General features: G+C 71.6%; 25 protein-coding genes. 9 read left to right on the plus strand and 16 right to left on the minus strand.

Features of this window, described 5'->3' with window-relative positions; translation table 11 throughout:
* Window positions 1-20: 20 nt before the first annotated feature.
* The 4 genes from BMY89_RS08460 to BMY89_RS08475 form a co-directional block, all read right to left on the minus strand.
* Entirely contained in the window at window positions 21-2,081 is a 2,061-nt protein-coding gene (locus BMY89_RS08460) for an amylo-alpha-1,6-glucosidase (RefSeq protein ID WP_092377674.1), read from the minus strand.
* Window positions 2,081-2,449, minus strand: a complete 369-nt coding sequence (locus BMY89_RS08465; protein WP_092377676.1) for an SCP2 sterol-binding domain-containing protein — start codon at window positions 2,447-2,449, stop codon at window positions 2,081-2,083. Before BMY89_RS08465 ends, BMY89_RS08460 begins: the two co-directional genes overlap by 1 nt.
* A 176-nt stretch (window positions 2,450-2,625) precedes the next feature.
* Window positions 2,626-3,042 (minus strand): CBS domain-containing protein, encoded by a 417-nt coding sequence (locus tag BMY89_RS08470; protein ID WP_092377678.1) that lies wholly within the window; start codon window positions 3,040-3,042, stop codon window positions 2,626-2,628.
* Window positions 3,043-3,104: 62 nt separating this feature from the next.
* Complete coding sequence (locus tag BMY89_RS08475; RefSeq protein WP_092377680.1) at window positions 3,105-4,127, minus strand: aspartate-semialdehyde dehydrogenase; 1,023 nt, start codon at window positions 4,125-4,127, stop codon at window positions 3,105-3,107.
* A gap of 321 nt (window positions 4,128-4,448) precedes the next feature.
* Here BMY89_RS08475 and BMY89_RS08480 point away from each other — a divergent pair, with 321 nt between their 5' ends.
* The gene (locus BMY89_RS08480; RefSeq protein WP_092377682.1) at window positions 4,449-4,907 is read left to right on the plus strand and encodes a hypothetical protein; all 459 of its coding nucleotides are present in this window, start codon (window positions 4,449-4,451) and stop codon (window positions 4,905-4,907) included.
* A gap of 1 nt (window position 4,908) precedes the next feature.
* Here BMY89_RS08480 and BMY89_RS08485 read toward each other — a convergent pair whose 3' ends face one another.
* On the minus strand, window positions 4,909-6,258 hold the full coding sequence (locus BMY89_RS08485; RefSeq protein WP_092377684.1) for a M16 family metallopeptidase: 1,350 nt from the start codon (window positions 6,256-6,258) through the stop codon (window positions 4,909-4,911).
* Window positions 6,255-7,547, minus strand: coding sequence for a M16 family metallopeptidase (locus BMY89_RS08490; RefSeq protein WP_092377687.1), 1,293 nt, complete (start codon window positions 7,545-7,547; stop codon window positions 6,255-6,257). The genes BMY89_RS08485 and BMY89_RS08490 overlap by 4 nt, the downstream gene beginning before the upstream one ends.
* A gap of 123 nt (window positions 7,548-7,670) precedes the next feature.
* Between BMY89_RS08490 and BMY89_RS08495 the strand changes: the two genes are divergently transcribed.
* Window positions 7,671-8,408, plus strand: a complete 738-nt coding sequence (locus BMY89_RS08495; RefSeq protein ID WP_232521139.1) for a phosphodiesterase — start codon at window positions 7,671-7,673, stop codon at window positions 8,406-8,408.
* Here BMY89_RS08495 and BMY89_RS08500 read toward each other — a convergent pair.
* Together BMY89_RS08500 and BMY89_RS08505 are read right to left on the minus strand one after the other, a co-directional pair.
* On the minus strand, window positions 8,375-8,590 hold the full coding sequence (locus BMY89_RS08500; protein WP_092377690.1) for a hypothetical protein: 216 nt from the start codon (window positions 8,588-8,590) through the stop codon (window positions 8,375-8,377). The two genes, BMY89_RS08495 and BMY89_RS08500, sit on opposite strands and share 34 nt — an antisense overlap.
* Before the next feature lie 99 nt (window positions 8,591-8,689).
* Window positions 8,690-9,841 (minus strand): alkaline phosphatase PhoX, encoded by a 1,152-nt coding sequence (locus tag BMY89_RS08505; protein WP_092377693.1) that lies wholly within the window; start codon window positions 9,839-9,841, stop codon window positions 8,690-8,692.
* Window positions 9,842-10,143: 302 nt separating this feature from the next.
* On the opposite strand from BMY89_RS08505, the gene BMY89_RS08510 reads away from it, so the two are divergent.
* The 3 genes from BMY89_RS08510 to BMY89_RS08520 all read left to right on the plus strand — a co-directional run bounded on the left by BMY89_RS08510 (window position 10,144) and on the right by BMY89_RS08520 (window position 12,051).
* A complete protein-coding gene (locus BMY89_RS08510; protein ID WP_092377696.1) occupies window positions 10,144-11,268 on the plus strand; it encodes a 3-deoxy-7-phosphoheptulonate synthase in 1,125 nt (374 codons plus the stop codon).
* 268 nt (window positions 11,269-11,536) lie between these two features.
* Window positions 11,537-11,779 (plus strand): hypothetical protein, encoded by a 243-nt coding sequence (locus BMY89_RS08515; protein ID WP_175510344.1) that lies wholly within the window; start codon window positions 11,537-11,539, stop codon window positions 11,777-11,779.
* A gap of 74 nt (window positions 11,780-11,853) precedes the next feature.
* The gene (locus BMY89_RS08520; protein ID WP_092377699.1) at window positions 11,854-12,051 is read left to right on the plus strand and encodes a hypothetical protein; all 198 of its coding nucleotides are present in this window, start codon (window positions 11,854-11,856) and stop codon (window positions 12,049-12,051) included.
* Window positions 12,052-12,113: 62 nt separating this feature from the next.
* Here the strand turns inward: BMY89_RS08520 and BMY89_RS08525 are convergent, their stop codons facing one another.
* Genes BMY89_RS08525 through BMY89_RS08535 form a run of 3 tightly spaced genes read right to left on the minus strand, consistent with a single transcriptional unit; the run spans window position 12,114 to window position 13,340 of the window.
* Window positions 12,114-12,644, minus strand: coding sequence for a DUF1360 domain-containing protein (locus tag BMY89_RS08525; protein WP_092377702.1), 531 nt, complete (start codon window positions 12,642-12,644; stop codon window positions 12,114-12,116).
* Window positions 12,645-12,693: 49 nt separating this feature from the next.
* The gene (locus tag BMY89_RS08530; RefSeq protein ID WP_092377706.1) at window positions 12,694-13,017 is read right to left on the minus strand and encodes an SRPBCC family protein; all 324 of its coding nucleotides are present in this window, start codon (window positions 13,015-13,017) and stop codon (window positions 12,694-12,696) included.
* On the minus strand, window positions 13,017-13,340 hold the full coding sequence (locus tag BMY89_RS08535; protein WP_092377709.1) for a DUF6158 family protein: 324 nt from the start codon (window positions 13,338-13,340) through the stop codon (window positions 13,017-13,019). The genes BMY89_RS08530 and BMY89_RS08535 overlap by 1 nt, the downstream gene beginning before the upstream one ends.
* Window positions 13,341-13,464: 124 nt before the next feature.
* Between BMY89_RS08535 and BMY89_RS08540 the strand changes: the two genes are divergently transcribed.
* Both BMY89_RS08540 and BMY89_RS08545 read left to right on the plus strand, forming a co-directional pair.
* Entirely contained in the window at window positions 13,465-13,980 is a 516-nt protein-coding gene (locus tag BMY89_RS08540) for a hypothetical protein (RefSeq protein WP_092377712.1), read from the plus strand.
* 28 nt (window positions 13,981-14,008) lie between these two features.
* Entirely contained in the window at window positions 14,009-14,344 is a 336-nt protein-coding gene (locus BMY89_RS08545; protein ID WP_092377714.1) for a DUF3817 domain-containing protein, read from the plus strand.
* On the opposite strand, the gene BMY89_RS08550 is transcribed toward BMY89_RS08545, so the two are convergent.
* Window positions 14,341-14,868 (minus strand): DUF6232 family protein, encoded by a 528-nt coding sequence (locus BMY89_RS08550; protein ID WP_092377717.1) that lies wholly within the window; start codon window positions 14,866-14,868, stop codon window positions 14,341-14,343. The two genes, BMY89_RS08545 and BMY89_RS08550, sit on opposite strands and share 4 nt — an antisense overlap.
* Window positions 14,869-15,327: 459 nt before the next feature.
* On the opposite strand from BMY89_RS08550, the gene BMY89_RS08555 reads away from it, so the two are divergent.
* Window positions 15,328-16,299 carry a C40 family peptidase gene (locus tag BMY89_RS08555; protein ID WP_092377720.1) on the plus strand — a complete coding sequence of 324 codons (972 nt, stop codon included), beginning with the start codon at window positions 15,328-15,330 and terminating at the stop codon, window positions 16,297-16,299.
* Window positions 16,300-16,403: 104 nt separating this feature from the next.
* On the opposite strand, the gene BMY89_RS08560 is transcribed toward BMY89_RS08555, so the two are convergent.
* The 3 genes from BMY89_RS08560 to BMY89_RS08570 all read right to left on the minus strand — a co-directional run bounded on the left by BMY89_RS08560 (window position 16,404) and on the right by BMY89_RS08570 (window position 19,680).
* A complete protein-coding gene (locus BMY89_RS08560; protein ID WP_175510327.1) occupies window positions 16,404-17,393 on the minus strand; it encodes a sigma-70 family RNA polymerase sigma factor in 990 nt (329 codons plus the stop codon).
* A gap of 419 nt (window positions 17,394-17,812) precedes the next feature.
* Window positions 17,813-18,769 carry an N-acetylmuramic acid 6-phosphate etherase gene (locus BMY89_RS08565; protein WP_092377726.1) on the minus strand — a complete coding sequence of 319 codons (957 nt, stop codon included), beginning with the start codon at window positions 18,767-18,769 and terminating at the stop codon, window positions 17,813-17,815.
* The gene (locus BMY89_RS08570; protein ID WP_092377729.1) at window positions 18,766-19,680 is read right to left on the minus strand and encodes a MurR/RpiR family transcriptional regulator; all 915 of its coding nucleotides are present in this window, start codon (window positions 19,678-19,680) and stop codon (window positions 18,766-18,768) included. Before BMY89_RS08570 ends, BMY89_RS08565 begins: the two co-directional genes overlap by 4 nt.
* Window positions 19,681-19,873: 193 nt before the next feature.
* On the opposite strand from BMY89_RS08570, the gene BMY89_RS08575 reads away from it, so the two are divergent.
* A complete protein-coding gene (locus BMY89_RS08575; RefSeq protein ID WP_092377731.1) occupies window positions 19,874-20,569 on the plus strand; it encodes an SDR family NAD(P)-dependent oxidoreductase in 696 nt (231 codons plus the stop codon).
* On the opposite strand, the gene BMY89_RS08580 is transcribed toward BMY89_RS08575, so the two are convergent.
* Window positions 20,554-21,324, minus strand: coding sequence for a dTMP kinase (locus BMY89_RS08580; RefSeq protein WP_092379139.1), 771 nt, complete (start codon window positions 21,322-21,324; stop codon window positions 20,554-20,556). The genes BMY89_RS08575 and BMY89_RS08580 overlap by 16 nt on opposite strands.
* Between the last annotated feature and the right edge of the window lie 54 nt (window positions 21,325-21,378).

Genomic DNA, 21,378 nt, shown 5'->3' on the forward strand with positions numbered 1-21,378 from the left:
CCGCGGCCCGGCCGGATCCGTCAGTCGCCGAGCTGGTGCAGATCGAGACGACCCCGGGCGAAGGCGTCCACCCGGCCCCAGCGACCCGGGATGTCCAACACCTCGATCCGCCCCATGCCCACCGGCAGTCGCGGTTCCACGGCCAGGTGCCCGTCGTGCGGCTCCAGACCCAGCATGGTACGCAGCAGCAGCAGCGGTGCACCGGTGGACCACGCCTGCGGGCTGCATGCCGTCGGGTACTCCACCGGGAACTTCGTCTGCTCACGCGGGTAACCGCCGAACGCCTCCGGCAGCCGTCCGTCGAAGTACCGGGCCGCGTCCAGGATCCCGTTGGCGATGACGGCCGCCTCGTCGGCGAAGCCGTACCGGCGCAGACCCCAGGCGCAGAAGGAGGTGTCGAAGGGCCAGACGGCGCCGTTGTGGTAGCCGATCGGGTTGTAGCGGACCTCCCCCTCGGCCAGTGTCCGCACTCCCCAGCCGGTGAAGAGCCGCGGCCCGACCAGATGGTGGGCGATCTGCTCGGCCCGGTCGTCGTCGACGATCCCGCTCCACATGAGGTGGCCGATGTTGGAGCTGAGCACGTCGCACTGCCGCCCCTCCGGGTCCAGCGCGAGCGCGTAGTAGCCGCCGTCGGCCACCCACCAGTCCCGGTTGAACCGTTCCTTGAGGGCCGCCGCCTCCCGTTCCAACTGGTCGGCGAACGCCGGGTCGCCCCAGAACTCGCGGGCCAGCCGCGCCCCGCGGACCTTCGCGTCGTACGCGTACCCCTGCACCTCGCAGGTGGCCCGCGGGAACGGCGGCAGCGTGCCGTCGCGGTAGGAGATGGAGTCCCAGGAGTCCTTCCAGCACTGGTTCTCCAGGCCGGTGTCGGTGTTGCGCCGCTCGTACCAGATGTACCCGCTACCGATCAGATCGGCGTAGTCGTCGATCCACGTGAACGCCCGGCGGCACTCCTGCTCCAACTCCTTGACCAGCGCGCCGTCGCCGCTCCACTGCTCGTACTCGTCGAGCAGCACCACGAACAGCGGCGTGGAGTCCACCGCACCGTAGTAGGGCGAGTGCGGCTGCTCCTCGAACGCGGCGCTCTCGCCGTAGCGCATCTCGTGCAGGATCCGGCCCGGATCCTCCTCCCGGAAGTCGTCGAACCGGGTGCCCTGCAGGGCGGCCAGAATACGCAGCGTGGTCGCGCTCAGCTCGGGCGTGAACGGCAACGTCTGCAGGCAGGTCAGGATGCTGTCCCGGCCGAACATCGTCATGAACCAGGGCAACCCGGCGGCCGGGAGGGTCTGGCCACCCAGCGACAGCGGCGAGAAGCGCAGCGCGGCCAGATCGACGATGCACTTGCGGTACGTGGCGGCGACCTGCCCGTGCTCGCTGTTCACCTTGGGTGCCTTCGCGATCCAGTCCTCCAGGTCGTGCTGCAACGCGAGCCGCTCGGTGCCGTGCACCCGCAACCCCATCCGCAGGTCCCGCCCGCCCGGCCCGACCGCCAAGGTCTGCACATCGATGGCGGTGTCCCACTGCTCGTTCGGTTCCAGGTGCACGGTGTACCCGAAGCCGTTGCGGTCGTAGCGGGGCGGCACGGAGGAGGAGATGACCGTCTCCCGCTTGAAGTTGCCGCGCCGATAGCCGAGGCGCAGTCTGTCCGGCTCGACCTCGGAGTAGATCTCGCCCTTCTTGTTCAGGATCTCGTCCTTGACCTCGAACAGGTCGGCGAAGTCGCAGGCGGCGTCCATCCTGATCTCCAGGTCGACCGCCTTCTCGTCGTGGTTGAGGATGGTGATGCTCTCCCGGAAGCTCCCACCGACCGCCCGCTCCCGGATGATCGACAGTTTCGCGTCGACGTAGTGCGTGGCCAGCCCGGGCACCAGGAAGAAGCGCGATTCGAAGTACTGGAGATCGTCGTAGGACAGGGCGTTGAGTCGCTCGCCGTTGACCGTGAGCACCCACTTCGACAGGAAGCGGGTATCGAGGGAGAACAGCCCGGTGGGCTCGGTGGGTGTCGCCTCGATGTCCCCGGTGGCCTCACAGACGACGAAGGTGTTGCCGTCGAGGATCCGCACGGTGTGACTCGGAGCCATTACCGCACCCCCTTCCGGTAGCGGTGCGGTCCCTGGGCGTGCGGCGGGCCGGGAAAGATCCGTTCCACCTGCACCACCAGGCGGGCGTCGCCGGTCACCGTCATGTCCCCCCGCAGCAGCGCCGACAGACCGTTCTCCCGGCCGGTGACCAGGTCATCGAACAGCTCCGGACTGGTGCCGACCACGGTGTCCGCCTCCATGTCCTCCTGGCTGACCCTGATCTCCCCCCGGTCGATCCGCACCAGCCAGTGCGTGGTCTGTGGCCCCTCGTGCAGATCGAAGCGCAAGGCTCCGGAGATCTTCGCCAGCAGGGGCTCGTACCCCTGGCGGTCGAGTTCCTCGAAGAACCGTGTGGTCGCGTCCGGCATCTCCGCCCTCCTCCCGGTCGCTCGTGTCCCGGTCGGGTCCCCGTCCGACGAGCCGTCAACCTCGCCCGGATGGGGTGAGTCGCGGACGACGCCCAGCGACACCGAGCCGGCCCCCGCAGGTGCGGGGAGCCGGCTCGGCGGCGGTGCGCAGGCACCGCGGTCAGTGTGGAGAGGGTCTAGTTGTTGGGGTCGTCGGCGCTGATGTCGGCGAGCACCGACTGCGGCTCCCGCTCGACGGCCAGGTCACCCATCGACACCAGGCCGATCAGCCGGCCGTCCTCGATCACGGGCAGCCGTCGTACGGCGTACGTCCGCATCAGGTCGGCGGCGGCCACGGCGTCGTCGTACTGACTGACCGTCACCACGTCTCTGGTGGTGACCTGGTTCAGCCGGGTGGTGTCCGGGGGCATGTTCTCCGCGACACCTCGGACCGTGATGTCCCGATCCGTGATGATACCGGCCACGTTGTCGCCGTCCATCACCACCACGTCGCCGATCGCCGAGTCGCGCATCTCCTGGGCCGCCTCGACGAGCGTGGCGTTGCCGTCCATGGTCACCAACCGGGTCGTCATGAACTCTCCGACCGTTGTCATGGCGCCTCCCTCTCGTTGTAGGGCAACAACGGGTCTACCCGACCACCCCGACCAGTAACGCCTCAGCCCTCGGCGGCGACCAACTCGGCGAGTTGCACGGCGTTGAGCGCGGCCCCCTTACGCAGGTTGTCGTTGGAGCAGAAGAGCGCCAGGCCGTGCTCGACGGTCTCGTCGGCGCGGATCCGTCCGACGTACGTCGGGTCCTGACCGGCCGCCTGAAGCGGGGTCGGCACGTCGGAGAGCGCCACACCGGGTGCGCCGGCCAGCAGTTCGTGTGCCCGCTGCGGGCTGATCGGCCGGGCGAACCGAGCATTGATCTGCAGCGAATGCCCGGTGAAGACCGGCACCCGCACGCAGGTGCCGGAGACCTTCAGGCCGGGGATCTCCAGGATCTTGCGGCTTTCGTTGCGGAGCTTCTGCTCCTCGTCGGTCTCCGCCGAACCGTCGTCGACGATCGAGCCGGCCAGCGGGAGCACGTTGAACGCGATCGGCCGGGCAAACGAGCGGGGGGCGGGGAAGTCCACCGCGGCACCGTCGAACGCGAGCCCGGCGGCGGTCTCGGCGACCTTGCGAACCTGCTCGTCCAACTCGGCGACCCCGGCCAGCCCGGCGCCGGAGACCGCCTGGTAGGTCGAGACGACCAGGCTGACCAGTTCCGCTTCGGCGTGCAACGGACGCAGCACCGGCATCGCGGCCATCGTGGTGCAGTTGGGGTTGGCGATGATGCCCCTGGGCCGGACCGCGGCGGCGTGTGGGTTCACCTCGGCGACGACCAGCGGCACCTGCGGGTCCATCCGGAAAGCCGACGAGTTGTCGATGACGACCGCACCGGCGGCGGCCACCCGCGGGGCCAACTCCTTCGCGGAGCCCTTGCCGGCGGAGAAGAGCACGATGTCCAGCCCCGAGTAGTCGGCGGTGGCCGCGTCCTCGACGGTGATCTCCTCGCCGCGCCACGGGAGGGTTCGGCCGGCCGACCGCGCAGAGGCGAACATCCGCACCTGCTCCGCCGGGAACTCCCGCTCCGCCAACACCTGCCGCATCACGCCACCGACCTGGCCGGTGGCTCCCACAATGCCGATCCTCATGCCGCGAGGCTACCCAGCCCGACGCGTGCACCGGGAGGGCTTTCCCACCGCCCGTGGTCGGCGTCGCCGGTCCGGGCCGCCGCGCTCCGGGACAGTCCTCTCCGCAGCGGCCGGATCCCGGGAAGAACGACACCGGGTCACCTTCTCCGACCGGAACATCTCAGCCGGTTGCACCGTGACCGCGACCGACGTCACACCATCGCTGCCCGCCCGGCAGGGGCAGCCGGGCATCGACGGGTTCAGTACGCTTCCGGGTCACGGAACGTCGGCGCGGCACGGCCGTCGGCCGCACCCCGCCGACCCGGGCCGAGGGGACGCGACATGGCACCGATCGTTCGGATCGCCCTCACCGGCTGCGGTGTCGCAGCCGGCGCCGCCGGCAACCTGCTGGCGATCGGTGCGCTGCCGTGGGCCAACTACGGCGCCCTGGAGCAGCCGCTCGACCGGTTCCCGGGCTGGTTCTGGCATGTCGCCGCCGTCGCCGTCCTGTACACCGTGGCGGGATGGACGCTGCTGTCACCACCCGCGCGGCGACGAGCGCCGATCGTGATCAGCGGGCTGGCCGGGCTCGCCGCCGCCGGCTCCGCCGTCGCGCTCGCGGTGCGCTACGACGACGCCAGCCTCTTCTTCGACACGTTCGTCCCGGCGGTCAATCCGGTGCTCGGCACCGGGGCGGTGCTCGCCGTGCTGTCGGTGCTGGTCTGCCTCGCCGCGGTCGGCTCCTGCTGGCCGAGGTCGAGTGGCGCACCGGCGCCGGCCCGCCCCGGTGCGCCGACCTGACTCACCCCGCCGGATCATCCGTGAGCTCACCGAGGCCGGTGGCGACCAGCTCGTCCCTGATCAGCGCGGCATCGCCCTCCACCACCAGGGTCAGCGACTGAGGGTGCAGGTGGGTGGCGGCGGCCGCGGAGACCTGGGCCACGTCGGCGGCGAGCAGCGCCTCGCGCAGCCGGGCGTGGTAGTCGTCCGGCAGGTCGTGCACCACCAGCGTGCTCAGCGCGCCGGCGATCGCCCGAGGGCTCTGCAGCTCGACCGAGAGCTGTCCGGCCCGCCAGGACCGGGCCACCGCCAGCTCGTCCTCGGTCACCCCGCCGGCCTGGGTACGCGCGATCTCCCCGACCGCCTCCACCAGGGCCGGTGCCGTGACGGCGGTCTGCACGCCGGAGCTGACCGCGAAGCGGCCGAACCGGCGGGACGAGGCGAAGTCACCTCGGATGCCGTACGTGTAGCCGCGCACCTCGCGGATGAGGTGGTTCAGCCGGGAGGTGAAGGCCCCGCCGAGCACCGTGCCGGCGAGTGCCATCGGCACATGGTCCGGGTGGGCCCGGTGCGGTGCGGGATGGCCGAGCCGCAGCGTGGACTGCACCGAGCCGGGCCGGTCGACCAGGATGATCCGGCGCTCGGCGCGCACGGGCACCTCGATCGTCGCGCCCCGGTCCACCGCAGGGCCGCCGGTGCCGGCGAACGCCGCCGCGGCCAGCGCGTCCAGGTCGAGCCGGTCCAGGTCACCGGCGACCACGAGGGTACCGGGGCGGATGAACCACTCCGAGTGGAAGACGGTGACGTCCTCGACGTCCAGGCCGGCCACCGAGTCGGGGTCGCCGTACATCGGGCGGCCCCAGCGGTTGCCGGCCCCGAACAGGTCGGCGCGCAACGCCGCGTCGGCACGCGGGCCGGGGTTGGCCCAGTCCATCCGCAGCGCGGTCGCCTCGTCGTCGCGGACCCGCCGGACGTCGTCCGGATCCAGCCTCGGCGTACGCACCGCCTCGGCGAGCAGCTCGACGGCTGCGCCCAGCCGGTCCACCGGCACCTGCACGCTGGCCTGGAAGGTGTCCCAGTCCAGCCCGGTCACCAGCTCGGTGCCGAGCGCCTCGATGGCCAGTGCGTACGAGGTGGCGTCGCGCTGCGTGGTGCCCTCCTCCAGCGCCTTGGCCAGCACCCCGCCCAGCCCGTCCTTGCCCACGGGTTCCCGGCCGGCCCCGGCGTCCAACAACAGCAGCGCGACCGCGAGATTCTGCCCGGGCAGGTGCGCGGCGACGACCTGACCGCCGGCGACGGAGCGGCGAACCACCTGCGGGAAGCGGTACGGGCGGGCTTCGCCCGGTCCCGGACGGTCGGCGATCAGGGTCACGACTTCTCCTCGGGGCGGTAGGTCAGGGTCACCCGGTTGTCGGCGGCGAGCACCTCGGCCGCCACCTCGGCGATCTGCTCGGCGGTCACCGCGAGCCAGGCCGGCAGCCGCTGCGCCACGGTGGCCGGGTCACCGAACTGCGTGGCGTACCGGCCCAGCGCGTCCGCACGACCGTCCACGGTGGACATCTGCCGCCACCAGGCGGTGGCCAGCAACGCCTTCGCGCGATCCAGCTCGGCGGCGGTGACCGGCACGGTGGCCAGTTCGTCGATCACCTCGGTGAGCCCGGCGGCCAGCCGCTCACCGGTCACCCCGGGACGCGCGGTGGCGGTGGCGATCAGCGGCGCCGGCGCGTGCGCCAGGTCCACCCCGTACGCCCCGACCAGGTCCGGCTGGGCGATCCGCTCGCCGTCGGCGAGCCGCTGGTAGAGCCGGCTGCCCCGGCCGCTGCCGAGCACGGTGGCCAGCACGGTCACCACGTCGTAGCCCGGACTGCCGAACGGGTGGGTGCGGTGCGCGACGAAGACCCGGGGAGCCGGCACGTCGGTGACCACGGTCTCCTCGGCGGGCACCCCGGTGGCCGGTACCACCCGGCCGTCGGGCGCCGGCGGGATCTCCGGACGGGGCGGGAGCGCGCCGAAGTACTTCCTGGCCAGGGCGACCACCTCGTCGGTGGTGGCGTCGCCGACCACAGTGAGCACCGCGTTGTTCGGCGCGTAGTAGGTCCGGTGGAACGCCTGGAAGGTGGCCAGATCGGCGGCGTTCAGATCGGCCATGGAGCCGATGGTGGCGTGGTGGTAGGGGTGGCCCGGCGGGTAGAGCAGCGGCAGCAGCCGCAGCCAGGCGTCGCCGTACGGCACGTTCTCGTAGCGCTGTCGCCGCTCGTTCTTGACCACGTCCCGCTGGTTGTCCAGCGTCTCCTGGGTGAGCGCCGGCACCAGCCCGCCCATCCGGTCGGCCTCCAGCCAGAGCGCCAGCTCCAGGTGCTCGGCCGGGACCGTCTCGAAGTAGTTCGTCCGGTCCGGGTTGGTGGTCGCGTTGAGCGAGCCGCCCGCGCCCTGTACCAGCTTCATGTGCTCGGTCTTCGCGACGTGCACCGAGCCCTCGAACATCAGGTGCTCGAAGAGGTGGGCGAAGCCGGTCTGTCCGGCCGGCTCGTGCCGGGAGCCGACGTCGTACCAGAGGTTGACCGCGACCGCGGGGGCGGTGCGGTCCTCGCTGACCACCACGCGCAGGCCGTTGTCCAGTCGGGTCATCGAGATGGGCCAGGGGTAACCGCTGTCGGGCATGGCACCGACGCTATCCGATCTCCCGCCCCGGCAGAGCCCGGGACGCCCACCTGCGCGCCGACGCCGATGCGATACCCGCCGAGCGGGCGGCATCGACGAATCCGGCCCGGGTATACGGAAGTCATGCCGACGAGCCCCTCGCTGTGGCCCGCCGCCGCTGTCGAAGCCATGGCAGGGGTGTTGGCCCGGCTGCGCCGGGGCCGCCTGCTGCACCCGGCCGGCCGGTCCTTCACCGGTGAGGTGCTCGTCTGGGGTACGCCCGGCCCACCGACCGGCGTCCGGCTGGTCGACCGGCCAGGGCGATACCCGGCCGTGGTCCGCGTCTCCAAGGGGGTGCCGAGCCCGGGCAGCTGGCCGGATGTGCTGGGCCTGGCCGTGCGGATACACCGTCCGACCGGCCGGCCGTTCGACCTGCTGGTCAGCTCCAGCGCCGCCGCGCCGGTGCTGCGCCAGCTGCCGCTGCCCCGGCGACGGTTCACCGGCACGTACAGCTCGGTCATGTCCTACCGGACCGGTCGGCGGCGGCTCTGGTTCTCCGCCCTGGCCGACCCGGAGTCACCCGACCTGGGCCGCGACCTGGCTGGCCTGTCCACCACGGTGGCGACGGACGCGCCCCGGCTGGTGCTCGCGGTCGCGTCCGCCGCCGGGCCGTGGCGGCCGTTCGGGCAGGTCAGCTTCGGCGACGAGCTCGATGCCCGAGAGGGCAACGCGCTCGCCTTCGACCCGGTGGCCAACCTTCCGGAGGAGTTGCGGTTAGCGGGACCGCTGCGCTGGCTGCGGCAGCACACCTACCGAGGGTCCCGCCGGGGGCGGCGCGCCACCGACGCTCAGTCCGGCGGTTCGATGGGGGTCACGGTCTGATCGGAGGTACGCCGCTCCAGCACGGTGTCCGGCGCGGCGTTCGGGTCGGCCTCCCGGGCGTCGGACTCGGCGAGGATCGCGTCCGCCTGCGCCAACGCGTTGTCGCTGCCGGCGGCCGCCTCCTCGGGCAGCAGGTGGGCGCGGGACTCCACCCGTTCCTGGTCGCTTAGCTCGTCACTCATGCCGCTCCTCATACCCCACCAACGTCTCCGTCACGCAGATGGGGATGGGCACCGTCTCGACGCCACCCCGGGCTCTGCCAGCGGCTCCGATCCGTCGGGTCAGCGGAACGGCCCGCGTACCTCGTAGGTGATGCCGCCGGAGGAGGATCCGGAGGTCCCCCGCTGGGACGAGAAGTAGAGCCGGGTGCCGTCCGGCGAGAAGGCCGGCCCGCAGATCTCCGAGGAGGACTGACCGGTGATCCGCAGGAACGGCGCGACCACCCCGGCCGGTGTGATGATGTTGATCTCCATGTTGCCGCCGTCCTCGGCGACGTAGAGGTCGCCCGAGCGGGTGCCGGTGATGTTGTCCACACCGGTCAGCGGTGCGCTGCCGGAGACCAGCGAGTCGTCGTAGGACAGGTCGATGCGCTGGTTGACCGCGTCGTACGCCCACACCCGGTTGTCGCCCTTGGTGGTGAACCAGCAGGTGCCGTCGGCGTACCAGCAGCCTTCGCCGCCGTTGAAGCGCTTGGCCCCGGAGACCTGGTTGCGGGTCAGCGTGCTCGCCGCCGACGGGTCGGGCACCCGTGCCCAGGTGACGGGCCCGCTGGTCGCGGTGCCCGCGACCAGCACCTCCAGGGTGCCGGTGGAGAGGTTGCCCCAGTTGGTCGGCCGGAACCGGTAGAGGCAGCCGTTGCTCTCGTCCTCGGTCAGGTAGATCACCCGGCGGTCCGGGTCGCAGGCGGCGGCCTCGTGCTTGAACCGTCCCATCGCCGCCCGCTGCACCGCCGCGGTGCCGCCCTGCGGATATGTCTCGTACACGTACCCCCGGCTGACTTCCTCGCAGGAGAGCCAGGTGCCCCACGGCGTGGCGCCGCCGGCGCAGTTCTGGTTGGTGCCGGAGAGGATCCGGTACGCCGAGGCGATGCCGCCGTCGGCGTTGAACCGGATCGCCGAGGCACCACCGCCCGGAGTGATCTCGGAATTCGAGACGTAGATCCAGCCGGTGCCGGCGACGAAACAGGCACCGCCGTCGGGCGCGTCGTGCCAGCCGTACGACGTGCCCGGCACCGCCTGACGGGACCGGGCGATCATCCGGCTGGTGAAGTTGGCGGGCAGTTGGATGCCGTTGGCGTCGGCGGTACGCAGCGCGCCGTACGGGCTGGAGCCGGGTTGAGCAGGGGCGGCCGTGGCGGCGCCGGCCCAGAGGCTGCCGGAGAAGGCGGCGGCACCACCGGCCACGGTGGCACGCAGGACGGTACGACGATCCATCAGGACCTCCGAGGAAGCAGCGTTCGGTGGCACTGAAGTTACCGACGGTTTGATCGATGCAGGTGAACACGAGGCGAGGCTTGGTCGACGAAGGGGTGAGCGTCTGCGCACGGTCGGGTACGCTTACCGCCGTGACGCACTCGTATCGATGGTTTAGGCAGCCGGCTCGCAAGCCGGTGACCTCATCATGATCTGACGTCACCGTTTTCGAGCCGGCCGGGCAGGAGCTTTCGTTCCTGCCCTTTCGCGTACGAGCAGCCGGCTCGACCTGGGCACCGGCCCCGGGTGCGGTCGGCGAGAGGATGCCCACCGTGACGACCCCGGAGAACCACCGGGTCATCGACCAGCGGATCGACCGTGTCGTACCGCTGACCACCCCGGCCCTGCTGCTCCACGAGCTGCCACTGGACGACGAGCTCACCTCCGCCGTGCTGGCCGGCCGCCGTGCGGTCGCCCAGGTGCTCGACCGCAGCGACGACCGACTGCTGGTGGTGGTGGGACCGTGCTCGGTCCACGATCCCGCCGCGGCCCTGGACTACGCACACCAGCTCCGCGCGGCGGCCGATCGGGTCGCCGAGGACCTGCTGGTGGTGATGCGGGTCTACTTCGAGAAGCCGCGCTCCACGGTGGGCTGGAAGGGGCTGATCAACGACCCGGGGCTGGACGGCTCCGGCGACGTCAACACCGGCCTGCGCCGGGCCCGGGCCCTGCTGCTCGACGTGCTGCGCCTCGGCCTGCCGGTGGGTTGCGAGTTCCTCGACCCGATCACCCCGCAGTACATCGCGGACACCGTCGCCTGGGGGGCGATCGGGGCGCGCACCGTGGAGAGCCAGGTGCACCGCCAGCTCGCCTCCGGCCTGTCCATGCCGATCGGCATGAAGAACCGCCCGGACGGCAGCATCGGCACGGCGGTCGACGCGATCCGCGCGGCCGGCGTACCGCACGTCTTCCCCGGCATCGATGTCTCCGGCACCCCGGCGATCATGCACACCCGAGGTAACGCGGACGGACACCTGGTGCTGCGTGGCGGCGGCGGCCTGCCGAACTACGATGCGGCCTCCGTGGCCGGCGCCTTGGAGCTGCTACGCGCCGCCGGGCTGCCGGAACGACTGGTGGTGGACGCGAGCCACGCCAACAGCGGCAAGGACCACCGCAACCAGCCCAAGGTCGCCGCCGACGTGGCCGGGCAGATCGCCGCCGGCCAGCGGGGCATCGTCGGGATCATGCTGGAGAGCTTCCTCGTACCCGGCCGGCAGGACCTCGACCCCACCCGTGAGCTGACCTACGGCCAGTCGGTCACCGACGCCTGCATCGGCTGGGAGAGCACCGACGAGGTGCTCGCCGTACTCGCCACCGCCGTCCGCGCCCGCCGGTCCCCCCACCCCCACCCCCACCCCAACCCCCACCCCCTCCCCACCCCCGCCTAACCCCCACCTACCCCCCACCCGCGTCGATCAAGAGGTTGTTGCCACGGGCAGGCGCTTTCCAGGGCGAGAACCTCTTGATCAACTAGGGCAGCGGCCGGTGCAGGTGGGGTTTTGCTGGTTCGGTCGCGGGTAGGCGACAAGCGTGACCAACGACGTACCCGTGAACGGGGCACCCACGGCGCCCACGACCGAGGCACGACTGCCCGAGGCCATCCTGGCCGACGTGCCGGTGGTCGACACCGCCGCGCTCGATCCGCTCACCACCGAACTGCCCGGCACGGCCGCCGCCGTACCGGACGAGGTGGAGATCGACAACGTGGACACCCGGCCGCTCGACGAGCTGCTCGACGACCTTTACCACGGTCAGGAGCGGATCAGTCAGGTGGACATCTACCGCCGTGCGGTGGCCGCCGAACTGCCGGCGCAGCTGCTCGCCCGGCTGAACGCGTTGCCGCAGGGCGAGTACGCGGTCGACGAGGTGACCGACCTGCTGGGTGGCTCGGTGGGCTGAGCCGCCCACCAGTAGACGTCGGCGACGACGAGACAGCCCCGCCCCCGCCGGTGACGAGGAGAAAGAGGAGCGCGATGTCCCAGCCCGAGGAAGACCACCACGACCGGATGCCCGCGCTCGGCCAACCCCCGGAGGGCACGGACACCCTGCCCGAGCCCGACTTCGCCAACGAGCACGACAGGACCGCCGTCGACCGGGACATCATCACCGGGGCCGACGAGGACGAACGGGAGCCGGAGTCTCCGCACGGTTGGTCCGGCATGCAGCGCTGAAACCGCGCACCAGAACGACGATGGCCGGCCGGTGAACCACTGGCCGGCCATCATCGGGTCCCTCACCCCTCCTTCTTGCCCTCCGCGGCCTGCTGGGCCACCGCGTACCCCATCTGGAGGAAGTCGGAGGCGGCGACCGCGGTCAGCGCCGTGGCGACCAGGCGGGTCAGTCGGGGTGCCAACACCAGGCCGCCGGTCAGTCCGGTGGCCACCCAGACCGCCAGACAGAACGGGCAACTGAGCAGCTCACCGATGGCGTGCCGGGTGGAGCTGCCCGAGTCGCGCACCTGCTCCATCACCTCGCCACTGCCGATCGGTCGGTCGTACCGGGTGAACGGGGCCCGCAGCGGACTGGTCACCGCGTCCTTGGACAGCAGCCGGCTGAGTTTGTGGGTGGCGATGGCGACGAGCACCACGTCGGACGTGCTCGGCCGCTCCGGCACGCTACGTCCGGTCGCCTTGACCAGGCCCGCGATCGCTCCGGTCACCCCGACATAGGTGCCCATCGCCGCCAGGTACCCGCCGAGCGGGCGGTGTTCGTGCGGGGCGTACGCCTGGCGTAGGCGCGTCACCTTCTGCTTCAGTTCGCTCACCCGGTCTCCTTCGAATCACGTTTCGATCGCCCCGCCCGGTGCGGGCGCCTCAGCCGGCCTGCAGGTTGTCGGCCACCTCACGGGCGAGGTTGGTCAGCGCCTCGTCGGCCAACTGGTCGGCGTCGTCGCCACCGCCGCCGAGTTCGAGCCGGAGCCGGCAGCCGCCGGCATCGGTTGACTCCACCCGGAGTTCGGCGGTCCAGTCGCTGTGCCGGGCATCCCAGCGGGCCCGCATCTGCTGGGGGTCCCCGTCGCGGGCGGGATCGGCCGACAGCAGCGGCTCGGGCAGCCAGGCGGAGATCCGGTCGGGGTCGGTCGCCGTGTTGAAGGCGACTTCGGGAGGGGCGGACACACCCCGCTCCGCGTACGCCATCAGTGGTCCCGCAGCCGATTCGGGTCGACCTCGCGGCCGGGGTACCGGGCCAGGTACTCGGTCTCCAGTTCGGCGGTACGCCGCAGGTGATTGGCGAGCGCCGAGTCGGTCGCGTGCCGGAGCGTGTCCAGCCGGGTGCGGTGCAGGCTCTGCACCTCGCGGATGAGGTCCTCCTCGGCCAGCTCGGCCGGGTCGATGCCGGGCAGGTCGGCGTCGGCCGCCGGGGCCGCGACCCGGTCGTCCCCCCACTCGGGGATCCGCTGCTCGGGGCTCACCTCCGTACCGCCGACGGGAAACCCGTCCTGTCGTCCCGATGCCGTCATCTCCGCCCCCTCGTCAGTGTGGGTTGGCATCTGTACGGTTGCCCACGCCGGGTGCGGCCAAACCATCGCCGCCACTACGACGCCGTGTCGGAGAACGCCAACGGCCCCCGGTACCCTCGTTGCCATGAAGCGGCTCTGGACCCCGGCGTGGATCGCCCGCCACGTGGCCATGGTCGTTCTGGTGATCACCTTCCTCGGACTGGGCTGGTGGCAGGTCAGCCGGGCCGCGGCGGGCAACGCCATCAGCTGGGGCTACGCCGTCGAATGGCCGATCTTCGCGGGGTTCGTGGTCTTCGTCTGGTGGCGGGAGGTCCGTCACGCGCTGGGCGACGGGTCGACCACCGACGCGGCCGGCTCGACGTCCGACACGGCCGGGACGACGCCGGCACCGAACGGTGCGGATCGCGCCGCCGAGCAGCACACCAGCGGGCCGGCCGGCGACGCCGCCACCAGCGGCACCACGGCCGGCCTGGCCGACACCGCCGGTGCGGGCCGGCCGCGACCAGGGATCCGTCGGCCGGTACGGGTCGCCCGGGTCACCACCGGTGACGACGGCGACGCCGACCTGGCCGCCTACAACCGCTACCTGTCATGGTTGAACGCCAATCCGGGCGCGAAGCCCGGCGACTATCCCGGCTGAGGCCGGGCCCGGAAGGACGGACGAGAAAGTGCGCGCTGCCCTCACCCGATACCGCGTGATCGCCTGGGTCGTCGGCGTGGTGCTGATCCTGTTGGTCGTGATCGGTATGCCACTGAAGTACGGCTTCGACAACCCGATCGTGGTGGAGACCGTGGGCCAGGCGCACGGCTTCCTCTACATGCTCTACCTGGTCGCCGCGTTCGACCTGTCCCGGCGGGCCAACTGGCCGCTCAAGCGGATGGTCCTGGTGATGCTCGCCGGCACCGTGCCGTTCGTCTCCTTCTGGGCCGAGCGCCGGGTGAGCGCCCTGGTCGTTGCCGAGCAGCGGAATCAGGAGCCGGCACCGGAACCGGTCGCCGGCTAGCGCCGAGGTCGCCACGGTTGCGTGACGGTCAGCGGGTCCTCCCAGGCGCCGTAGCTGTTCATCTCCCGCGCCCGGCGCAACGCCCGGCTCACCTGGCCGAACTGGCGCTCGTCGTCGCTGCTGAACAGCAGCTCGTCCGCCCCCGCAACGCGGCCCCACAGCTCGTACGCCGGCGGACGCCACCGGTCGCCGGCCATTGCGAGCAGCACCGGCACCAGGAACACGGCACCCAGGAGGAGGTACGCCCCGGCGGTGAGCCGTTGCAGCCCACCGGTGAAGCCGAGTAGCAGGCCGACCCCGCCGATCACCGCCGTGGAGACCAGGACGGCCCGGGTCGCCACCCGGTCGTGCGGTCCTCGGGTGCTGTGCAGGTGGGTCATCTCGGCGACCCGCCAGCTGGTGCGACCGACCGTGAACCGGTCGACGGTGACGATGATCCCGGGTCGGGCGTAGAGCAGCGTAGGCTCCCGGCCGGCGCCCCGTGGTGGCCGCGGCGGGTGTGTCCTCGCGCCTTCAGGGTTCACGGCCCTCCTTCCACGGCTGGTGCTGCCGGGTTGGGTCCCCGCCGATCTCTGCCATCGACGCCGGTTGGCGGAAATCCCGGCTGCGCGATTCATTGTGGGCCGGGCGCGCCAGTTCGGCCCGGCCGTTTCCAGTGGTCAGAGGTGCCCGCCGGGATCATTCCCGCCGGAAAGAGCACGCCAAGTCCGTCTTATCGGTTATAGCGGTCCGGCATCCGACGTCATGCGCCGAGAGCGACTAGTCCGGCATCTGGCTAGATAAGCCATCAAGGCCGACTTGCCCGGATCGGCGTCGCCCCACCGCCACCATCGGTCCCGACTTTCTCTGCGGATGACTCCCGTCCCGTACTAGGTTGGGCAGGTCGGCTCGGCCGGCCGCCGTCCGACCGGACGGCACCGGGCCGACGCCGTCGCGGAGCATCAGCAGCCCGCGCCGGCCCCGGGAGAGGAGCGTCCGAGCTCTTGTCGTCCCTGACGCACACGCTGCGCGCCCTGACGGTCGCCGCCTTCTCGCTGGCACTGGTCGTGCCGGCGACGGTGGCCCGGGCCGAACCTTCACCCGCCGAACTGACCCGGCGGATCGAGAAGTCCTCCACCGAACTGGAACGCGTGGTGGAGTCCCACAACGAACTGCGGGAAAAGATCAAGGAGAACCGGACCGCCGTCGAGCGGCTGGAGGCCCGGATCGGCCCGCTGGAGCAGCAGACCGAGCAGAGCCGAGCGGACGTCGGCGAAATGGCGGTCACCGCGTACAAGACCGGCAATCTCGGCGCCGTGGACGCGCTGCTGCACGGCGGCGACTCGTCCGCCGTGCTCGACCGGCTCGGCACGCTGGACCATCTGAGCCGGCAACGGCAGGCCACCATCGCCAGCTTCACCGCCGACCAGCAGCGGCTGCTCGACGAGAAGACCCGACTGGACGTCACGCTCAGCCGGCAGGCGGCGCAGTCCCGGGAACTGGCCGCGGCGAAGCAGCGGATCGAACGCGACCTGGCCGGGCTCTACGAGCTGCGTCGGGAGGCGTACGGCCGAGCCACCGAACGCCCGACCAACCGGGCCAGCAGCGCAGACGACGCGCCTGCCGTCTCCGGTCAGGCAGGCGTCGCCGTGCGATACGCGTACGGCGCGCTCGGCAAGCCGTACGGCTGGGGCAAGGATGGGCCGGGCAGCTACGACTGCTCCGGGCTGACCTCGGCCGCGTGGCGGGCGGCGGGCAGGTCCCTGCCGCACAACACCCGGATGCAGTGGGGTGTGGTGGCGCACATCAGCCGCGCTGAGCTGCGCCCCGGGGACCTCGTCTTCTATCGCAGCCTCGGCCATGTGGCGATCTACGTGGGCAGCGGGCAGGTCATCCACGCACCGACCTTCGGCCGCAACGTGGAGAAGCGCGACGTGGACCTGATGGCTCCCTACGGCTACGGCAGGGTCCGCTGAACCGATCCCGGCGCGTCGGGGTCGGCGTCAACTGGCTGTCGTAGCCGGCGAACGGCCGGCGTCCCCCTATCGGACGCCGGCCGTTCGCCGTCGTTCTTACCAGCTCAGGCGGCCTGTAGGCCCTCCGCGCGGGCCAGCTCACGGAGCCGGCCGAGCGCCTGGATCTCCAACTGCCGGATTCGCTCCCGGGACAGCGAGAACCGCGAGGCCACCTCGGTCAGCGAGTGCTCCCGGCCGTCCTCCAGCCCGTAGCGGGCCCGCATGATGCCGGCCGAACGGTCGTCGAGGTGGTTGAGCAGCCCCTCGATGCGCTGCCGCTCCAGCCCGGTCAGGACGATCTCCTCCGGCGACGGGGCGTCGCTGTCGGCGACCAGGTCGCCGAGGTTGGTGTCGCCGTCGTCGCCGATCGGGGTGTCCAGCGAGACGGTGTCCTGCGACCAGCGGACCAACTCGTTGACCCGCTCGACGGTCACGCCCAGGGCCGCCGCGATCTGCTCCGGCTCCGGGTCGCCGCCCAGTTCGCGGGTCAGCTGACGGGCCACGTTGCGCATCCGGTTGACGTCCTCCACCAGGTGCACCGGCAGCCGCACGGTGCGCTCCTGCTGGGCGATCGCCCGGCTGATCGCCTGGCGGATCCACCAGGTCGCGTAGGTCGAGAACTTGTATCCACGTTCGTAGTCGAACTTCTCCACCGCCCGGACCAGGCCGGTGTTGCCCTCCTGGATCAGGTCCAGCATTGGCATCCCCGAACGCACGTAACGTCGGGCGATCGACACGACCAGTCGCAGGTTGGCCCGGATGAACAGGTCCTTGGCCCGCTCACCTTCGGCGACCAACAGCGCCAGATCGTCCCGGGTGGCCCCATCGGGTACGCGGTCCTCCCCGAGCAGGTGCTCGGCGTAGAGCCCGGCCTCGATGGCCTTGGAGAGGTCGACCTCCTTGGCGGCGTCCAGCAGTGGCGTCCGGGAGATCTCGTGCAGGTAGACTCCGACCAGGTCGCGCTCCTCGGCAACCTCGTCGGTACGCATCCCGATGTTCTTGTCCACGGTGCCCACGGTCCCCTCGCTCGCGCCGGTTGCCCGGTTCCTTGCCATCCCCACGCCCATCAGCCCTCCCCCGTAACATCCGCTGTGCCCACAGGTGCTGACATCTACACAACAGATGAGACGTATCGGGGATTCCATGTCGTGGGTCGAAAGTGTCACGAATGCCTGATAATCAGCTGAGAGCACGGTCCACGTTTGCTGTCAGCACCCTGTCTGCCGGTCGCCGGCAGACTCCCCGTGAGGTCGACGGATCGACGGATCGCCGTCCGTCCCGGTCCATGGCAACACTGCCGGCCGGCAGGCACAGCGACCCGGGTCACCACCGTGCTGCGATCCTGGTCACTGCCTGATACGCGTACGCGGACGGGTTGGTTCATCCACGCCGGTGGTAATACCCCACGCCCTGATGAACAATCCGTGCCCCGGTCCTATGCCCACCCCGGGTAACCGGTACACGAGCGTCGGATTCAGGACGCGAGCAGGGCGAGAGCTCCGCGAACCTGGTCGGCGGACCGGGCCAGGGCGGCCCTGGCGGTGGTCGCCGCCACCCCGGAAACCAGGCTGACCAGGGCGGTCTTCAGGTCACCGCCGGCCTCGTCGAGTGCCTGCCGAGCGACTTCCTCGGCGCAACCGGTCGACTCGACCAGGATCGAGATCATTCGTCCCCGGAGCTTCGCGTTGGTGGCCACCATGTCGATCATCAGGTTCGAGTAGACCCGCCCCAGGCGCACCATGACCGCCGTCGAGAAGCCGTTCAGCACGAGTTTCTGGGCGGTGCCCGCCTTCATCCTGGTCGAGCCGGCAACCACCTCGGGTCCGGTGTCCACCCCGATGAAGACGTCGACGGCGGGGGCGGCCGGCGTCTCCGGATTCGCGCAGAGCAGCACTGTCGAGGCACCGTTTGCCCGGGACGCGGCGAGCGCCCCGAGGACGTACGGGGTGCGCCCGCTCGCGGTGAGTCCCACCACCACGTCCCCCGGCTCGACACAGTCACCGGCCTCGGCGGCGCCACCGCCGTCGTCGTCCTCGGCGTCCTCCACGGCCCGCCACATCGCGTCCGGGCCGCCCGCGAGGTGGGCACAGAACCAGTGCCGCGGCGAGTTGAAGGTCGGCGCCAACTCGGCGGCGTCGAGCACGCCCAACCGGCCCGAGGTGCCGGCGCCGAAGTAGTGCACCCGGTGCCCGCCGCGCAACGCCGTTACCGCCAGATCGACGGCCTCGGCGATCTCGTCGACGACGGCGGCCGCCGCAATCGGCACCCGCCGGTCCGCCTCGTTGATCACGGAGAGCACGTCCCGGGTGGACATCAGGTCCAGGTCGACACTGAGCGGGTTGCGCCGCTCGGTCGGTGCGCCGACCCTGACCACCGGCCTGCGGCCGGTCGGAACGGGTGCCTCGTGGGGCTCCACCGCACCGGCGGTCATGCCCGCCTCCGGCCGGAGCCGAGCCGATGGGACCGGACCGCCTCGGCGGTCGCCTCCAGCGCCTTGCGGGCCCGGGGACGGTTGCGCGCGGCCACGCCGACGAACAGGCAGTCGACCACGGTGAGTTGGGCGAGTCGGCTGGCCGTCGCCCCGGAACGGTAGGTGGTCTCGCGGGCCGCGGTGGTGAGCACGTGGTCGGCGACCTCGGTGACCGGCGAACGCGGGAAGTTGGTCAGCACCACGGTGGTGGCTCCGCGGGTGCGGGCCTGCTCCAGCACCTCGACCACGTCCGAGGTGGTGCCGGTGTGCGAGATGCCGACGGCGACGTCACCACGGCCCAGCAGCGCCGCCGAGGTCAACGCGGTGTGCACGTCCGGGAAGTAGAAGGCGGTGCGGCCGATCCGGTGCAGCTTCTGCTGGAAGTCCGAGGCGACGAAGCCGCTCGCTCCGGCGCCGTAGATGTCGATCCGACCGGCACCGACGATCGCGTCCACCACGTGCCCGCAGACCACCGGATCGAGCTGCTCAGCGGTCTCCTCCACCGCCCGGGCGTCGTTGAAGGCGATGGTCGCGATGATCTGGGCGAGGTCGGCGCCGGGCGGGATGTCTCCGCCGACCACCCGCGCGTCAAGGGGCTCTACCCGCCGGGCCGCCTCGGCGGCGAGCCGGATCCGCAGCTGCGGATATCCGTCCATGCCGACGGAGCGGCAGAACCGGATGACGGTCGCCTCGGACGTCTCGGCGGCGGTGGCGAGGTCGGTGATGGTCCGCCGGGCCGCCTCCGCGGGGTCGGCGACCACCAGCCGGGCGACCCGCTGCTCGGCCGGCGACAGCGACGGGAGCAGGCCGCTGATGTGGACGATCAGCCCACCCGGTTCGCGACCTGCGGAAATCTTCGAACTCTTCGCCACGGATGAAACTTACTTTCAGCGGCCCTGGAGCGTCAACCATGACGCGCCCGCCCGGCGGACCTGACGACACCGGTGCACGGCGGCTCCAGCCTGCCACCTGGTCCACCCTGGCCGCCTCCCCCGCCGGGCCGGGTCACCCCGGTCGGGTGGGGCCGGTGACCCACCGACCGGGCGGCGGCACTAGCCTCCTGTCATGGCGGATCGCAGTGTGCTGGTCACCGGGAGCACGGGCGGACTCGGCGCGGCGGTCACCGCCGCGTTCGTCGAGGCGGGCTGGCGCGTGGTCGCGGCCCAACGCCAGCAGCCGACCCCGACTCCCCGACCGGACGCCAACGCGCCGGTCCGGCTCGTCGCGGACCTGACCGACGCGCGGGACGCCGCCCGGGCCGCCGAGGTGGCGGCCGGCGATCCGGCGGCGCCACTGCGCGCCGTGGTCAACCTCGTCGGGGGGTACGCCAGCACCGGCCTGGTCCACGAGACCCCGATCGAGGATTTCGAGCGGATGCTGACCCTCAACCTTCGCCCGACCCACCTGGTCACCCGGGCCGCGCTGCCCCACCTGGTCGCCGCCGGAGGTGGCGCGGTGGTCTGCGTGGCCGCCCGGGCCGCCCTCGCGCCATTCCCGGGCGTCGCCGGTTACGTGACCGCCAAGGCCGCCGTGCTCGGCTTCGCCGCCGCCGTTGCGGTGGAGTACAGGAACGCCGGGGTCCGCTGCAACACGGTGCTGCCGAGCGTCATCGACACGCCGACCAACCGGGACGCCATGCCCGACGCCGACCAGTCGCGCTGGGTCGATCCGGCGGAGATCGCCTCGGTGATCCGCTTCCTGGCGTCGGACGAGTCGGCGCCGACCAGCGGCGCGGCCGTACCGGTCTACGGACGGGCCTGAAGCGGGACCAGGTCCCGCACCGGGCCGGGTGACGGCTGCCGGGCCGTCGTCGGATCCTGCCCGACCGGCCCGTCGCCGGCTGCCAGCCAGGCGGCCAGGTGCCCCCGGATCTCGCGAGCGATCTCCTCCGCCGGCCGATCCCCGTCGACCGGTACGAACGTCGGATGCTCCGGCAACGCCCGGTAGGCCCGGTCGGCGGCGCTCAGATAGTCCAGGCTCTCGTGGTCGGTGCCCCGACGCTCGATCCGCCGGTACGCCTCTCCCGGGTCCACGGTCAGCAGAAACGTCACCTGCGGTCGGGGGAAGATCCGGTAGGCCGCCCGGACCAGGCGCTCCCAGCGGTGCCCGCCGTGCGCCCGGAGACTGGCGTACTGGCAGGCGGCGTAGCGGTCCATCACGGCCACCCGGCCGCTGAACAGGCTGCCGAGCAGCGTCATCGCGATGGCCAGCCACCGCAGCAGGGACTCCACCAGGAGCATCCCGTCACGCCCGACGAGCCCCTGCGCGTCGGGCCGGCCGAGCCGTTGGGCGGCCCGACCGAGCCATCGCCGGCCGCCGGCGTTGCGATGGTAGGTGGCGGGGTGTCCCGCCGCGTTGAGCGCCTCGGCGAGCCGGTACGCCTGGGTGGTCTTGCCCGATCCGTCGATGCCGATCAGGGCGACGGTGCGGAGTCGGGCCGCGCCGCGCCGGACTCCCGTCGATCCGGGGACTCCCGTCGATCTGGCCACTCTCCACAGGCTATCCGATCCACGCATGGGCACCTGTCCGATTCGTACCATCCGGTAGCTGTTCGCACCCTTCCGCGAGTC

The sequence above is a fragment of the Micromonospora phaseoli genome (assembly GCF_900109115.1).
Lineage (GTDB): Bacteria > Actinomycetota > Actinomycetes > Mycobacteriales > Micromonosporaceae > Micromonospora > Micromonospora phaseoli.